At 60.3% G+C, this 15,288-nt stretch carries 17 protein-coding genes; 10 read left to right on the top strand and 7 right to left on the bottom strand.

Annotation, left to right across the window (positions count from 1 at the left end; all coding sequences use genetic code 11):
* Window positions 1–92 precede the first annotated feature (92 nt).
* The 3 genes from lon to DOM36_RS05080 all read left to right on the top strand — a co-directional run bounded on the left by lon (window position 93) and on the right by DOM36_RS05080 (window position 5,009).
* Window positions 93–2,495, top strand: a complete 2,403-nt coding sequence (lon, locus tag DOM36_RS05090; protein WP_110641664.1) for an endopeptidase La — start codon at window positions 93–95, stop codon at window positions 2,493–2,495.
* Between the two features lie 177 nt (window positions 2,496–2,672).
* On the top strand, window positions 2,673–2,945 hold the full coding sequence (gene hupB / locus DOM36_RS05085) for a nucleoid-associated protein HU-beta (protein ID WP_075562051.1): 273 nt from the start codon (window positions 2,673–2,675) through the stop codon (window positions 2,943–2,945).
* A gap of 240 nt (window positions 2,946–3,185) precedes the next feature.
* The gene (locus tag DOM36_RS05080) at window positions 3,186–5,009 is read left to right on the top strand and encodes a SurA N-terminal domain-containing protein (RefSeq protein ID WP_110641662.1); all 1,824 of its coding nucleotides are present in this window, start codon (window positions 3,186–3,188) and stop codon (window positions 5,007–5,009) included.
* Window positions 5,010–5,185: 176 nt separating this feature from the next.
* Here the strand turns inward: DOM36_RS05080 and DOM36_RS05075 are convergent, their stop codons facing one another.
* The 7 genes from DOM36_RS05075 to DOM36_RS05045 all read right to left on the bottom strand — a co-directional run bounded on the left by DOM36_RS05075 (window position 5,186) and on the right by DOM36_RS05045 (window position 10,071).
* The gene (locus tag DOM36_RS05075; protein ID WP_075570889.1) at window positions 5,186–5,437 is read right to left on the bottom strand and encodes a YkgJ family cysteine cluster protein; all 252 of its coding nucleotides are present in this window, start codon (window positions 5,435–5,437) and stop codon (window positions 5,186–5,188) included.
* Window positions 5,437–6,300: a 6-carboxytetrahydropterin synthase gene (locus DOM36_RS05070; RefSeq protein ID WP_110641660.1), complete on the bottom strand. Its 864-nt coding sequence runs from the start codon at window positions 6,298–6,300 to the stop codon at window positions 5,437–5,439. Before DOM36_RS05070 ends, DOM36_RS05075 begins: the two co-directional genes overlap by 1 nt.
* The gene (gene queE / locus DOM36_RS05065) at window positions 6,300–6,953 is read right to left on the bottom strand and encodes a 7-carboxy-7-deazaguanine synthase (RefSeq protein ID WP_110641658.1); all 654 of its coding nucleotides are present in this window, start codon (window positions 6,951–6,953) and stop codon (window positions 6,300–6,302) included. Before queE ends, DOM36_RS05070 begins: the two co-directional genes overlap by 1 nt.
* Before the next feature lie 99 nt (window positions 6,954–7,052).
* Complete coding sequence (gene queC, locus DOM36_RS05060) at window positions 7,053–7,742, bottom strand: 7-cyano-7-deazaguanine synthase QueC (RefSeq protein WP_075570892.1); 690 nt, start codon at window positions 7,740–7,742, stop codon at window positions 7,053–7,055.
* Between the two features lie 75 nt (window positions 7,743–7,817).
* Window positions 7,818–8,870, bottom strand: coding sequence for an asparaginase (locus tag DOM36_RS05055; RefSeq protein WP_110641656.1), 1,053 nt, complete (start codon window positions 8,868–8,870; stop codon window positions 7,818–7,820).
* Window positions 8,871–8,877: 7 nt separating this feature from the next.
* Window positions 8,878–9,501, bottom strand: a complete 624-nt coding sequence (locus DOM36_RS05050) for a CBS domain-containing protein (RefSeq protein ID WP_075570893.1) — start codon at window positions 9,499–9,501, stop codon at window positions 8,878–8,880.
* Window positions 9,502–9,570: 69 nt separating this feature from the next.
* On the bottom strand, window positions 9,571–10,071 hold the full coding sequence (locus tag DOM36_RS05045; protein ID WP_075570894.1) for a hypothetical protein: 501 nt from the start codon (window positions 10,069–10,071) through the stop codon (window positions 9,571–9,573).
* A gap of 235 nt (window positions 10,072–10,306) precedes the next feature.
* On the opposite strand from DOM36_RS05045, the gene fliD reads away from it, so the two are divergent.
* The 7 genes from fliD (at window position 10,307) to flhC (ending at window position 15,283) form a co-directional block, all read left to right on the top strand.
* Entirely contained in the window at window positions 10,307–11,695 is a 1,389-nt protein-coding gene (gene fliD / locus DOM36_RS05040) for a flagellar filament capping protein FliD (protein WP_110641655.1), read from the top strand.
* Between the two features lie 18 nt (window positions 11,696–11,713).
* On the top strand, window positions 11,714–12,115 hold the full coding sequence (gene fliS, locus DOM36_RS05035; protein WP_110641930.1) for a flagellar export chaperone FliS: 402 nt from the start codon (window positions 11,714–11,716) through the stop codon (window positions 12,113–12,115).
* A 13-nt stretch (window positions 12,116–12,128) separates the two neighbouring features.
* The gene (fliT, locus tag DOM36_RS05030; protein ID WP_075570896.1) at window positions 12,129–12,509 is read left to right on the top strand and encodes a flagellar protein FliT; all 381 of its coding nucleotides are present in this window, start codon (window positions 12,129–12,131) and stop codon (window positions 12,507–12,509) included.
* Window positions 12,506–13,741, top strand: coding sequence for a flagellar hook-length control protein FliK (locus DOM36_RS05025; RefSeq protein WP_110641652.1), 1,236 nt, complete (start codon window positions 12,506–12,508; stop codon window positions 13,739–13,741). Before fliT ends, DOM36_RS05025 begins: the two co-directional genes overlap by 4 nt.
* Window positions 13,734–14,039: an EscU/YscU/HrcU family type III secretion system export apparatus switch protein gene (locus tag DOM36_RS05020; RefSeq protein WP_075570898.1), complete on the top strand. Its 306-nt coding sequence runs from the start codon at window positions 13,734–13,736 to the stop codon at window positions 14,037–14,039. Before DOM36_RS05025 ends, DOM36_RS05020 begins: the two co-directional genes overlap by 8 nt.
* A gap of 320 nt (window positions 14,040–14,359) precedes the next feature.
* On the top strand, window positions 14,360–14,692 hold the full coding sequence (gene flhD, locus DOM36_RS05015; protein WP_075570899.1) for a flagellar transcriptional regulator FlhD: 333 nt from the start codon (window positions 14,360–14,362) through the stop codon (window positions 14,690–14,692).
* Between the two features lie 3 nt (window positions 14,693–14,695).
* Window positions 14,696–15,283, top strand: a complete 588-nt coding sequence (gene flhC, locus DOM36_RS05010; protein ID WP_075570900.1) for a flagellar transcriptional regulator FlhC — start codon at window positions 14,696–14,698, stop codon at window positions 15,281–15,283.
* The last annotated feature ends 5 nt before the right edge of the window (window positions 15,284–15,288 follow it).

Genomic DNA, 15,288 nt, shown 5'->3' with positions numbered 1-15,288 from the left:
CATCTGAACGTTGACGCCCCCACGTACCTCCCATATTGATATTGCCGCTCTGGTGGCTCACCCATCCGAAAGTTTGTCGAGGAAATGCTGTAATGGCGCAGAGCTCTGACCAGACATTGACGCTTCCGCTCTTGCCGCTGCGTGACGTGGTGGTCTATCCGCAGATGGTCATACCATTGTTCGTAGGGCGTGAGAAATCGATCCGGGCGCTGGAAACCGCGATGGAGCACGACAAGCGCGTGCTGCTGGTCGCGCAGCGCGAGGCGGCCCATGACGACCCCGGCGTCGACGACCTTTTCAGTATCGGTACGGTCGCCGACATCATGCAGTTGCTCAAGCTTCCCGATGGCACGGTCAAGGTGCTTATCGAAGGCAGTTTCCGAGCCGACATCCAGCATGTCCTGCAGGACGAGGACGGCTTCATCAGTGCGCAGGCAGTCTTGCGTGACAGTGAGCCGTTGAGCGAGCGCGAACAGGAATCCCTGGTTCGCGTACTGCTCAATCAGTTCGAGCAGTACGTCAAGCTGTCCAAGAAGGTGCCCAGCGAAGTGCTTTCTTCGCTGCAGGAAATCGAGGATCCGAGCCGACTCGTCGATACGATCTGTGCGCACCTGTCGTTGAAGATCGACGACAAGCAGGAGCTGCTCGAAATGGATCGCGTGCGCGATCGAATCGAGCATCTGATGGCGCTGATCGAGTCCGAAATCGATCTGTTGCAGGTGGAGAAGCGCATCCGCTCGCGGGTCAAGGACCAGATGGAGAAGTCCCAGCGCGAGTACTATCTCAACGAGCAGATGAAGGCCATTCAGAAGGAGATGGGCGAGCTCGAGAACGTGCCCAACGAGGCAGAAAAGTACGAGCAGCGCATCAAGGAAGCCGGGATGCCGCAGGAGGCCGTCGACAAGGCGACTCAGGAGCTCGGCAAGTTGAAGATGATGTCGCCGACCTCGGCCGAAGCGACGGTCGTGAGGTCCTATCTGGACTGGGTGCTCTCCGTTCCCTGGAAGAAGCGCACTCGGGTGAAGCACGATCTCCCCCATGCCGCCAAGGTGCTGGACGAAGACCACCATGGTCTGGAAGAGGTCAAGGAACGTATTCTCGAGTATCTTGCCGTGCAAAAGCGGGTCAAGAAGCTCAAGGGGCCGGTGCTTTGCCTCGTCGGCCCGCCGGGCGTGGGCAAGACATCGCTTGGTCAATCGATCGCGCGTGCCACCAATCGGCGCTATGTTCGCCTGGCTCTCGGCGGCGTGCGCGATGAATCCGAGATTCGTGGTCACCGACGAACCTATATCGGTTCGCTGCCCGGCAAGCTGATTCAGCGCATGAGCAAGGCTGGCGTGCGCAACCCGCTCTTCCTGCTCGACGAAGTCGACAAGATCGGCATGGATCATCGCGGCGATCCTTCCTCGGCGCTACTGGAGGTGCTGGATCCCGAGCAGAACGACAAGTTCAACGATCACTACCTCGAGCTCGATTACGATCTCTCGGATGTGATGTTCATCTGCACAGCCAATTCGATGAACATTCCGGGGCCGTTGCTGGATCGCATGGAAGTCATCCGTCTGCCGGGTTATACCGAAGACGAGAAGCTCGCCATCGCCAAGCGCTATCTGGTGCCCAAGCAACTCAAGGCCAACGGGCTCAAGGAGGACGAGCTGACATTCAGCGACGAATCCGTTCTCGAGCTGATCCGTTATTATTCCCGCGAAGCGGGGGTGCGTGAACTCGAACGTCAGGTCGCCAAGGTGAGCCGCAAGGTGCTTCGCGAACGCCTCGAGACGGAAAAGGGGCAGGGAGCGCTGGCCGGAGTGACTCTCTCCGCGGACGATATCGAACGTTATGCGGGGGTGCGTCGGTACAGCTACGGACTGGCAGATCAGGAGCACCAGGTCGGCCGTGTCACCGGATTGGCGTGGACCTCGGTCGGCGGCGAACTGCTCTATATCGAATCCGTGGTGACTCCGGGCAAGGGGCGCGTCAACAAGACGGGTTCGCTGGGCGACGTGATGAAAGAGTCCGTCAGCGCCGCTCATACCGTGGTGCGAGCGCGAGCCCGCCAGTTCGGTATTGATCCGGAGCGATTCGAGAAGGAAGACCTGCATATTCACGTTCCCGAGGGCGCCACGCCGAAAGACGGCCCCAGCGCCGGTATTGGCATGGTCACGGCCATGGTCTCGGCTTACACGGGGCGCCCCATACGTTGTGACGTCGCGATGACCGGTGAAGTCAATCTTCGTGGGGAGGTCATGCCGATCGGCGGGTTGAAGGAGAAATTGCTGGCTGCACGACGTGGTGGTATAAAGACCGTACTCATACCGGAAGAGAATCGTCGGGATCTCAAAGAGGTACCCGACAATATCAAGAATGCATTGGACATTCGTTCGGTGAAGTGGATTGATGACGTGTTGTCAACGGCATTGGTTAATCACATCGACGACGATGACAAGCTCGCCGAAGATGTCGTTTCCTCGCAGACCAACGTCAGCACACATTGATCTTGTCGATGCGCATCATTCATGCGCCAGGCCCGTTGTGACGCGGTTTTTCTGATGATCTGGATTGACAGCAGAATCACGGCATTGCTATAAAATGCCCATCTGTTGTGATCGCGATCGCGTCTCTGATTGCGCATCGATGTCCTGTTAATTTCGTATACAGTCAAGGGGTGTAGTGTGAATAAATCCGAGCTGATTGAAGCCATTGCTGCGTCTGCCGATATTCCCAAGGCAGCTGCAACGCGTGCACTCGACGCGATGATTGAGTCCGTGTCAGACAGCCTGAAGAAAGGTGATTCCGTAGCTTTGGTAGGGTTCGGGACTTTTGCGGTAAAAGAGCGCGCAGCGCGCACTGGCCGTAACCCGCAGACTGGCAAGCCGATCGACATCAGCGCTGCCAAGGTGCCGAGCTTCAAGGCAGGCAAGGCGCTCAAAGACGCGGTGAACTGAGTTTCGCTCCGTCGCGCGGGCCGACGCTCCGGCAATCTCGGATGGCATAGGCTTTCCAGTCGGTGGTAGCCCGTAAAACATAAGCGCATCGCCTCAGCGATGCGCTTTTTTATTGTCTTGCTGCAAGAGCGATACTTTTGCAGAAAGCGTAGCCAGCGTTTCGTGCATGGGTGCGCCGTCGTGACCTGGCGGTGTACGATATGCGCGCGACACATTGGCCAATCGACATGCGAGGACAGCATGCTGCAACGAATTCGTGAGGGTTCCCAGGGGTGGGTGGCAAAAGCCATCGTGGGGGCCATCATCGTGACGTTCGCGCTTTTTGGCGCGGAATCTCTGGTGAGCTATTTTGCCTCCGGCAGCAACGACGCGGCGACGGTCAATGGCGAATCCATCAGTCGTCAGGCAGTCGAGACGCAAGTGCAGCGAGGCATTCGCTCCGGACAGGTGCCGCCCGAGCAGGAGCGGCAGTTCCGTGGTCAGGTGCTCGATCAACTGATTCGCCAGCGGACCCTGGATCAGTACGCCCGCGAGGGCGGGCTCCACATCTCCGATAGCCAGCTGGATCAGCTGATCGTCTCGCTACCCGAATTCCAGGATCAGGATGGGCATTTCTCGGACGAGTTGTTCACCAATCGTCTGGCGCAGGCGGGGTATACCCCATCATCCTTCCGTCGCGAGCTTCGCGCGGACACCTTGCGTCGCCAGATTCAGCAAGGGCTCGCGGCCTCGGCCTTCCTGCTGCCGGCGGAAAAGGCGCGGTTGGCATCGTTGCAGCAGCAGCAGAGGACGTTCCGCTATGCGCAATTGACGGCTGCGGATCTTGATCAGCCGGTCGCGCCGAGCGATGCCGATCTCCAGCAGTATTACGATCAGCATCAACAGGATTTCCGCCGCCCGGCGCAGGTCAAGGTCAACTACCTGGTGTTGAATCAGGACGACGTGGCCAAGGATGTGGAGGTTACTGACGACCAGCTGCGTCAGGCCTATGAGCAGGCTCAGGCCGAAGCGCCGCGTGAGGTATCGCATATCCTGGTGACCTTTGGCGATGACCGCACGGAACAGCAGGCGCGCGAGCGTCTGACCGAGGTGCAGTCCAAGCTCGAGCAGGGCGCGGACTTTGCCGAGCTGGCGCGTGAATATTCCGATGATTCGTCGTCTGCCGACAGGGGCGGTGATCTCGGCGCGATCCAGAAAGGATTCTTCGGGGACGAATTCGACGATGCAGCGTTCTCGCTCGAGCCGGGGCAGGTTTCCAAGATCGTGCAGACCCAGTACGGGTTTCATTTGATCAAGGTGACAGGTGTCGATATTCCCTCTTTCGAGGATGACCGCGATGCGCTCACCGAGCAGGTGAAGCTCGAAAAATCCCAGTCGCTGTTCAATGAGCGAGTCCAGAAGCTGACCGACGAAGCCTATCAGGCGGATGATCTGACGACCGTTGCCGACGAACTGGGACTGACGGTTCAGACCAGCGACTGGTTCTCGCAGGATGCCGGCGGGGAAGGCGTGCTCTCCAATCCCGATGCCGCCGCCGCCGCGTTTTCTCCGGATGTGCTTGAGGACGGCTACAATAGCGACGTCATCGAGACCGACGATCAGCAGCGCGTGGTACTGCACGTCGTCGATCATCGCGATGCCAGCACGCTACCGCTCGAGGAGGTTCGTGATCAGGTCATGGCGGCGGTCAAGACCCAGCAGACCCGTCAGCAGCTGCTGGCGCGAGCTGCCGAGGTGCGGCAGTCACTGGAGAGTGGTGAAGCCGTGTCCGGTCTCAAATGGCAGCAGGCCGACAGCGTAGGCCGTGATGCCGATGGGGTGCCGGAGGCCATTCGTCAGGAAGCTTTCCGCCTCCCTCATCCCCAGCAGAATCAAGTGAGCTGGGGGCAGACGGATAGTCAGAACGGCGTTGCCGTTGTTGGCCTCGAGTCGGTGTCCTCCGGCGAAGCCAGTGCGGACGATGCAGACTTCGTAACGCGTCTGGCACAGCGCGTACAGGCGCAGATCGCCATCCAGGGGCTGAGTCAGACGCTACAGGATGAGGCGGACATCGAACGCAACTAGGGTGCGGGTGGCGCAATGAGCGCTGCTCCGACTTGATCCCGGGCAAAACCCTCCTAGGCTGAACGGCATGCCAACCGTAAGCCAGGAGGGTTTTTTCATGGCCGCTACGCGATATTTCGTGCTGATCAGGCACATGGCGGAAGTCGGCCGGACGGTATGAAACCGTGGTGACGAGCCTACTGTGTCGCGTGTTCCCAAGCCGTCAGAACCGCTATTGCCTGTTCACGAGTCTCACCGCATAGCTCGGGATCGTAATCGAAGCGATGACAGACCGCCGGGCGACGCGGATCGCCGAACAGTCGGCACAGGTTATCGTCATCTAGCTGGACGCAGCGGACCCCGGCAGCCTTGCCCGAAGGCATGCCGGGGATGGGCGAGGTGATCGAAGGCGCGATACAGCACGCGCCACAGCCGGCTCGGCAACGCATTATATTCCCTGGTCCCCGGCCGAGATGCCGCGACTTTCGGCGAGTGCGCCTTTATCGATTCCCTCGAACGCCTGTACCCGGATATGAGCACCGGTCGACAGCGCAATCTGCTTGGCGAGCCAGGCGGCAATGTTCTCCACGGTCGTAGGGGCGGGGAGGGTATGACAGCGCGCTTTCGGAAGATGAAGCTGGAACTGCCCTTGTGCCGAGCGGTAACGAACGCGCATGACATCATCTTGGCGACGGGGACCGACGATATCGGCCTCGTCGACAAGGTAGCCATTGTCCAGGCGTTGAGCCCAGAACCCTTCGAGTTCGGAGTCGCGTTGGCCATTGCGCCAGATTCTGAGATGCGAGCGGTGACCATGCGCAATGCGCTGACAGTTACCCTTGTGATGCTTGAGTCCGTGGCTGTAGCTATAGATCGCGCCATCGGCCAGCTCTTCACGCAGGCGAATGCGGATGGCCTCGACCCGGGGGGGCGGTCTTTTGCTAAGCTCGGTGCTGAGATGAGCGCCGAGCCGCTCCGCGGTAATTTCCCCCCAGGGGAACAGAGTGAAGCCCTGGCGCGGCGCGCGCAGCTCGAAGGGGAAGGGCAGCTCGGTTGCCATGTGCAAGCCTTCGCTGCACTCCTCGATCTTGACGCCTGCGGCCTGGGTCGGTACCAGCAGGGTGTGATCCAGGCCGGCGTCGAGACGCGCCTTGATCCAGGGTTTCACCTCGCCGAAGTCCAACAGCATGCCATCTTCCGCCAGCTCGCCGTCGAGCTCGACATCGACGTGCCAGCTCGCGCCGCTCAGACCGCGTTGAGGGGACCAGATCGAGGCATCGATATTGGTCAGGTTGTTCACGAACAGGGTCATCAATCGATTCCTGCAATCTTGTGTGTCTGCAGCGACAAGCGCCATTGGGGATGACGCATACAGTACTCGACGGTCGCTGTCATCGGGTTGGCGTCAGTGACGATAGCGCCCGGAGCCAGGTCCATCGGCTGCAGTAGGAAGTGGGTAAAATTCAATTCGGCGAAAGCCTCTGGGTCGACACCTGGCTGGGGGTGGATCAGCTTGAGTTCGTCGCCCTGGATCTGACGCAGCGTCGTATCGCTCTTGGGACTGACGCAGATCCAGTCGATGCCCTCGGGGGCCGGAAGCGTACCATTGGTCTCGACGGCGATCTCGAATCCTCGAGCGTGCATGGCATCGATCAGAGCGGTATCCAGCTGCAGGAGCGGTTCGCCGCCGGTGAAGACGACGTAACGCCGATGTCTGCCCGGGGCCGACACCGGCCACAGTCGCTCAAGATGCGAGGCCAGGGCGTCGGCGTCGCCGAACTGGCCGCCATTCTGGCCATCGGTGCCGACAAAGTCGGTATCGCAGAACGTGCACTGGCTGCGGGCGCGATCACGCTCCCGGCCAGACCACAGGTTGCAGCCGGTAAAACGGCAGAAAACGCTGGCGCGACCGGCTTGGGCGCCTTCTCCCTGCAGGGTGTAGAAGGCTTCTTTGACGCTATACATGCAGAATTCCGTACTGGGTTTGCCGGGCACAGGCGTCAAACGACGAGACGAGCTCTGGCGCCAGGTGTCGATGCAGGCGCTTGACGCTGGCGGCTTGTTTCAGGGCTTGGCATAGGGAAGCGGGTCAGTCATTCCCAGACTGGCAAACGCGTTGAGCCGCTCGCGACAGCTGCCGCACTCGCCGCAGGCGGTTTCCTGGCCCAGGTAGCAGGTCCACGTTTGCGCGTAATCCAGCCCCATTTCGAGTCCGTCGGCGAGGATCTGCGCCTTGTCGCTGTGCAGATAGGGCGCTTCGATTCTGACCGCCTCGAAGTTGGCGATGGCGGCAACATCGTTCATGCGATCGACGAAAGCCGGACGGCAGTCAGGGTAGAGAACGTGGTCTCCTCCATGCGCGCCGTAGAAGCAGATCGGCGCATCGATGTTGACCGCATGGCCGATCGCCAGCGACAGCAGGATCATGTTGCGGTTGGGGACCACGGTGTCGGCCAGATTGTCCGCCGCGTAGTCCGCCTTCGGCATGTCCCGATCGCTATCGGTCAGCGCCGAGTTGCCGATCAACTGATGGATGGCGCGGATATCGACGACCTTGTGCGAGACGCCCAGCTCGTCGCACACATGCCGGGCGACATCGAGTTCGCGGGCATGGCGCTGGCCGTAGTGGAACGACAGGGCATGAACGTCGTAGCCCTGGCGGATGGCACGATGCAGAACCGTATAGGAGTCCATGCCGCCGGAGTAGATCACGACGGCCGGCTGGGGCGTAGTATGGGGAGTCGGGGGTGTCATGCTATCAACCTGTGGCGAGACGAACGGTCTAGATCGTGAAAATGATTCTGGCGGAGACGCCAATGGCGGTCGTGCTCACGCTGTAAAAGCGCCTCTTTCACCGACCAGCGGCGTCAGAAAGCGCTGTCTCAACGCCTGCGGGGTCAGTTCCCCTGCGAGCAGATGAGTAAGCTTGCTATGCGCGGCTTCCGGCGTCATGTCGTCCGCCGAGAGAATGCCGATATCCTGGAGTATCCGACCCGACGCGTAGGTGCCGAGATGAACCGCGCCGAACGGACACTGGCTGACCGCGGTCATTACCTTGCCTTCTGCGCTGGCACGGGCCAGAACGCCCAGCAGCGCATCGTCCTCCGGCAGGTTCCCGCTTCCCCAGCACTCGATCACGACGCCTCGTATCTGGTCGTCGTTCAACCATCGGTCCACGTCTCGAGCCCGGATGCCGGGCCATAGCACCAGACGCAGGACGACGGGAGCTGGGTCGGTGAGGCACTCGAAGCGCGGCGCACCCGATGTGTCGTGGCAGCGGGCCGCGTAGATCACCGGAGCGTGGTCCACCATCTCGCCCAGTAACGGCCAGTTCGGACTTTCGAACCCCAAAGCATCCTGAGTGTACCATTTTCGCGTCCGGCATCCCCGCATCAGGTGACCACCGAAACTCACGCAGACCTCTCTCAGTTCCGCGCGCGCCGCGAATTTCAGCGACGCCTCGAGGTTGTCGAGCGCATCGCTGCCCTCCACGCCAAGCGGCTTCTGCGAGCCCGTGACGATGACCGGCTTGGCGAGGCCTTGAAGCTGAAAGGCCAGGCTGGAGGCGCACCAGGCGAGAGTGTCGGTGCCATGGAGCACCACGAATCCGGCGTAATCCTGATGGCGTCGGGCGATCAACTCTGCCAGCGCGGCCCAATCGGCCGGTGTCGCACTGCTCGAGTCGATCGGGTGGGGAGATTCCCAGACGACGTACTCGGGCAGGCTACCCTGCCGGCCGGGCGGCAACAGCGCCAGCGCGTTCGTCATTCGCGAACCGAAATCGCCGGCCGCGACCAGCCCCCGTTCGCTGCCGCGCATGCCGATGGTGCCCCCGGTGTAAATCACCAGGATCGGGAGCTCTTGTCGATCTGTCATGCTCATGAAGGGGCTACAGATCGTGACCAAGAATGACCTGGCAGATCGACGAGAAGGTCCGAGCCTCTGGCGGATGGTTGAGATCGACCCCGAGCGCGCGACTGATGTTGGACGCAGAGATGATGCCGCGAATTCTCGAGCCGCCATTGCCGTCCGGTTCGGTAATCAACACGTGCTGATCGCCCGATGTTTTCAGGGTCTCGACCAGATCGCCGACACTGGCATGAGAAACCTTGGCGTAGGAGAGAGAATGCAGCTCGCTGCGCGGCGTCTGGATCATTTCCGCGGTGACCTCATCGCGGCCGATCTGGTGTTTCTGCATGGCCAGCGTGATACGCCGCCCACCGAACAGCTCGCGGGCATTGACCACGCCGGTGAAATCCCCGCTGGCGTTGATCAGCATCAGCAACCGCACGCCGGCCTGCTTCATCGTCTCCAGAGCTTGAGGAATGGAGCTGCCGGTCGGCAGGGTATACGGATGGCTGACGCTGAAATCGGTCAGCAGCATGGCAGCGGAGCTTTCCAGCGTCACCGACTGCGTCTGGATCACTGGCTGTACGATACCGCTGACACCATCGAGGTTCTCCAGCGCCAGTGCCGAGAAATGGACTTTTGAAGGGTGGACTGTGTTGGCCATCGAGAGATCTCCCCAGGCTGATCAAAGTGTCGGTCGCGATTCGAGCGTCATCGGATCCCGACTGAAAGGTTAAAGGTATTGGCGTAGATCACCGCGTACGCTATCCAGGAAAGTGATGAAACGGGTATCACGCTCATCGTCCTGACGATCCGTACGGCAGCCAAGCTTCATGGTCTTCTGGACAAGAAGCTCGTCGTAGATATCCAGCGTGACCTTTTTCGGGCTTTCAGCGGAAGGTGTGATGTCACCCTCTTCCAGCGTGAAGGTCTCGAAGAGCGTGGCGCGGATGCGTGTGGTCCCGCCTTCTGCCAGCACTCGGCGTACGAACAGCCAGCCCTCGCAGGCCAGATTGTCGCCGTTGTCACGCTGGCGCTGGAACAGGGTGCGATAGCTCGCGCCCTCCTTGGCGGCTCGGTCCGCCATGCTGCGGTAGGCCTCGGTCACCCGGGACGCCATTGCGCCGGTATCTGCCAGCTTGCGCAGGGCCGCCTGATGTTCGCGTCCCAGCTGCTCCTGACGCTGAAAACGTTGCCAAGAGCGATAGTTGGCGTACAGGGAGTTCGCGTCCATGTTTTCTCCGGAGTGTGGCAAATTGTCGGTGGCCTATGATCGCCCATCCGGCGGCTGTCTGACCACCCAAGGTTGATCTTTCCGGGAACTGACGCGGTCAGAAAAAGAAGATCAGTCAACGCTAAAGTTTCGTTCCTGACAGCCGATCAGGAAACTACCATATTAATGTGCGTCTAATCGGCGCCTGCCGTTGCGATCGGCGTGTTACAAATTGCGCCAGGCAAAGAGAGGTTACATGGCTACCATATCGTCACTGGGGATCGGTTCCGGCCTGGATCTGAGCGGGTTGCTCGAGGACCTGGAAGATGCAGAAAAGGAAAAGCTCACACCGATCGTCTCCCAGCAGCAGAGTTACAAGACCAAGCTGTCTGCCTTCGGTGCGCTCGAGAGCTCCCTGAATGCGTTGCGTGATGCCGCGACCAAGCTGAGCGATCCCGAGACGTTCACGGCCGTCACCAGTTCGATGACCGGTGACTCCGTGACCGCGAGCACCACCGGCGATGCCGTGACGGGTCGATATCAGGTCAGCGTTTCTCAACTGGCGCAGGCGCAGTCACTAGCGTCCGGTGGTCACGCCAGCAAAGAGGACTCGCTCGCCATGGCGGGCACTTTGTCGATTTCCGTCGGTAGCGATTCCTTTGATGTGGATGTTGCTGATGGCGATTCACTGGAAGATCTACGTGATGCGATCAATGCGCAGAAGGGTGGGGTGACAGCATCCATCGTCAACGATGGTAGTGATACCCCTTATCGTCTAGTTCTCTCCTCCGATGCCACGGGAACAGATTCCCAAATCACGATCGACGGCGATAGCGATGCGCTCGACAGTGCATTCGGTTTCAACAGTACGGCGACCGGTGGGGGGGCGGGCTCTGATGGCATGACGGAGACCGTTGTCGCTCAGGATGCCGAACTGGAAGTCAATGGCATCTCTATAACCAGCCAGTCCAATACGGTCGAAGGGGCGCTCGAGGGCGTCACGTTCAACCTGACCTCGACGACGGAAGGGGCGGAAACGCTCAACGTGTCCAAGGACACGGAGTCGATGACCAAGGCCGTCAAAACCTTCGTCGACGCGTATAACAGCTTCCAGAGTACATCTGACAGCCTGACGTCCTACGATTCCGAGTCGGACACGGCTGGTGTGCTGCTGGGCAACTCGACCATGCGCAGCATCGAATCCAGGTTGCGCAGCGTCCTTAGCTACAGCGATAGCGAAGGGACATTCTCGATGCTCTCGGATATGGGTATCGAACGTCAGTTGGACGGTACGCTGAAAATCGACGACGACAAGCTCAGTGACGCGATCAAGAGCGATAGCGATGCGGTCAGCAAGTTTTTCGCCGGCACCGATGGCGAAAGCGGCCTGGTTGCCAGTATCGACGACACCATGGGGGCGATTCTCGATGACGGTGGTCTGCTGCAGACGGCGACGGATGGTATCGATACCACGCTTAGCCAGCTCGGCGATCGATACACGCGGATGCAGGATTCCATCGACGCCACGGTGGCCCGCTACCGAACGCAGTTCGCCAGTCTGGATTCGTTGGTGTCGCAGATGAACTCGACCAGTAGTTATCTGACTCAGCAGTTCGATGCCCTCAGCGCGCAGACCAAAAAGTAAGAGAGCGATATAGAGATGATGAATATCAGACGTGGTGCTGGGGCGTATGCCAGAGTCGGGGTCGAGTCCGCAGTGATGTCGGCAGATCCGCATCAATTGATCGTCATGCTTTTCGATGGCGCGCAGGCGGCGATCAACAGCGCTCGTCTGCACATGCAGGACGGCAACCGTTCGGCCAAGGGCCTAGCGATATCCAAGGCAATCGACATCGTCAACAACGGGCTGGCGGCGGCGCTGGATCATGACCGTGGTGGAGAGATCGCCGACAATCTGGGGCGCCTCTACGATTACATCGCGCGCCTGTTGTTGCAGGCCAATCTGCGTGACGATATTGCCCAGTTGGAACAGGCGGCGTCGTTGCTCGACGATATCGGTTCCGGCTGGCGTGAGCTTCGACACGTATCGGCCGAGTTGGCCTGAGGAGTATGAGCCCATGACGTCAGTCTCATCGGTCGTCGAGCAGTACCGCGATCTGCTGGAGGTCTCCGGCCAGATGCTGGCGCTGGCGCGTGAGCAACAGTGGGAGTCGCTCGTTCAGTGCGAGGCCGGTTATCTGGTCTCGTTGCAACGAGTCCGGGCATTGGATCTCGAGCACTCGCTGAGTGACGCCGAGCGTGAGGAGAAGCTCGAGCTGCTCGAGCAGATTCTGACTCAGGATGTCGAGACTCGCCGGCTACTGGATTCTCGGCGCGAGGAGTTGAGCCACCTGATCGGCAGTTCGCGCCGACAACAGGCGCTGGGGCAGGCCTATCAGGCCGGGAGGGGCAGCATAGCTTCGCGGCTGCGCTCGGTGCCGACCGACGATCGACCGTGAGCGGAATCACGCCGATACTCGACACGCTGCTGCATCAGGTTCTCGGCAAGCGGGTCGATCTGCCGGCCGTTCGGGATCAGCCGCTGCCGGTGTCGGCAGCGTCGTCGTCGGACGCCGTGCAACCCGCGCACAGCGACTCGAGGCTGAACCAGCAGGGGGGTGAGCGAATCGGCGCCGCGACTTTCGGCGTCGGGCGTCAAGGCGTATTTTCGCCACCTCCGGTTTCCGGGAGCGGCGCCGCCTCGACCCAACTGCACTTGAGCCATGCCGCGACGGACATCGCCGATATTCTCTCCCGTTTTCCTGCGACTCAGACCGCCTCGATTCGGCCAATGCTTTCGCTGCTGGTCCAATCCGGTGGTGGGGCCGACTCGTTGGCGACGGCGCTGTCGCAGAGCGTGCGCGAGAGCGGCGTCTTCTACGAATCCCATCTGCAGCGCTGGATGTCCGGTCAGTACCCGCGAGCCTCGCTGATGCGGGAGCCCCAGGCCTGGCTTAGCCTGACCTTTCGACCGTCCACGCCGACATCGTTGCTGTCGAATCCCGGATTCCCGCTTTGGATCGATGGCCGGACGGCGCCTCGTTCCGGAAGTGTACCGGGAACTGCTGGCGGGGCACCGGGGGGGCTCGGTGCAATCGCGTCGCCGACGAGCCGCGCCGCCGAAACCGCTGGGCCCATGCCTGCAGGTCGGCTCTCTTCATCCGTGCCGTCATCCGCTTCTGCAGGCAGTGGCGTCGACGGGCGGGCGCAGGCGATGATGGGGGCGGCCGAAGAGCAGCCTTTTTCGATGACCCGTGCTCATCAACTGTCCCAGTCATCCTCGGAGTCGCTCCAGTCGCTGGTACGACATCAGCTTGAACTGATCGCGGCGCCTAATCTGCGTTGGGAAGGTCAAGTGTGGCCTGGCGTACCCATGACGATGCTCCTGACCGAGCTTCCCGTGGATCGTCGCTTCGACGACGGCAGCGAAAGCGCCTTCGATCGTCCTGAGCGGGAGGGAGAAGGTCACGGCGGTGACTGGCGTGCCGAGGTTCAGCTTCGTCTTCCTTCGCTGGGGGTTATCGATATTGTCTTTCTGGCTCGTGGTGAGTCTCCACTGCAAGTGGAGGTCAATCCCGCCGATGAGGCAGCCCGAGCGCAGCTTCGCCAGGAGTTGACGCCATTGCGTGAACGGTTGGCGCCATTGGGCGCAAACGTGGAGCTGGCGGAGGGGGTGGCGGCGCATGAGTGACGAGGAGGGGGTGTCCGATTCACGTCGCCGGGCGGTTGCCCTGGCCTACAGTGGCGAGCGTACGGACGCGCCGAGGGTGGTCGCCAAAGGGTACGGAAACCTGGCCGAGCGTATTATCGAACTCGCCGATCAGGAGGGCGTCTTCGTCCACGATTCCCCTGAGCTGGTTGCACTTCTGATGCAGGTCGATCTCGACGCTCGTATCCCGGAGTCGCTCTATCAGGTCATTGCGGAACTGCTGGTGTGGATCGGCGAGATCGATAGTTCGATAGCGGCAGAAGTCGACGAATTGCGTTGATTGGGTCCGCGACCATTCAACGATCATGTGTTTTCGTGTATCCCGCCTTGGTCACGCTTCTCGTAACCTGTGTATTCCTGTAAATGATGAGATGTCAATATTAGTAACAATATCATCACTTTAATTTGGTAATGATGGCTACAGGTTTAAAGGGATTCGTTACGGCTCTATATATTTAGTAACAAAACTTGCTTTTTTTCATCAAAAAGTCGCAAAATGCCTCCATCATAAAGTACTGATGTAGCCAGCAGGATGGCTGCAGACGACCGGAGCATTCGATTAACGGATGCCAATAAAACCATGCGCGGGGAATCCAAATCATGCACTCGAACAGTCTTTTGGACGACATCCAGGACCTCAACCTGTCCTATCTTCTGCTCGTTCAGCGTCTGCTCAACGAAGATCGCGAGTCGGCGATGTTCCGGCTGGACCTGAATGCCGACCTGGCCAATGTCATCTCTGGCCTGTCGATCAAACAGTTGACCCAGCTATCGCGGACCAACCAGCTGCTCTGCAACTTGCGCTTCACCGATGCCGACAAGTTGAACCTGCTGATTCACAATCCGCGTGCTCAGGGCCTCGAGCAGACCCATGCCTCGTTGCTGATGGCGGGTTCGAATCGCGCTCGATCTGCTGCGCAGCGGGGGAACTGAGCCATGGCGGACAAGAGCCTCGTCGCCGAAATGCTTCAAGTGCAGTTGGCGATAGAACTGATCGAGCTGGGCGCGCGCCTACAGGTGCTCGAGACAGAGACCGACCTGAGCCGCGGTCGCTTGATCAAGTTATACAAGGAAGTCAAAGGGATGTCGCCGCCCAAAGGGATGCTGCCATTCTCGGCAGACTGGTTCATCACCTGGATGCCGAATATTCATTCGTCGCTGTTCTACAACATCTACCGCCGTCTCAATGGCGAGCTGGGGTGCGCGCGGATGCCGGCATTCGTCAAGGCCTATCGCCTCTATCTCGAGCAGGTCGAACTCGATGGCGCCGAGCCCACCCTGGGTTTGACACGGGCCTGGACGCTGGTGCGCTTCTTCGAGAGCGATCTGTTGCAGCTCTCCCGGTGCAAGGGGTGCCATGGCGATTTCGTGGCCCACGCGCATAGTCCTCTGCATGATTACGTCTGCGGCATCTGCCAGCCGCCGTCGCGCGCGGGCAAGACGCGCAAGGCCAAGGCGGCGGCACCTGTCAGGCGTACGTTCACGCCCGTCGAGATGCCGCTGGTACGCCGTCTGGCCGTGTAGTTCGG

This window comes from Salinicola sp. CPA57 (genome assembly GCF_003206035.1).
Classification (GTDB): Bacteria; Pseudomonadota; Gammaproteobacteria; order Pseudomonadales; family Halomonadaceae; genus Salinicola; species Salinicola socius.
Note: the sequence above shows the minus strand (reverse complement) of the source record. Positions and strands in the feature narration are given on the sequence as shown.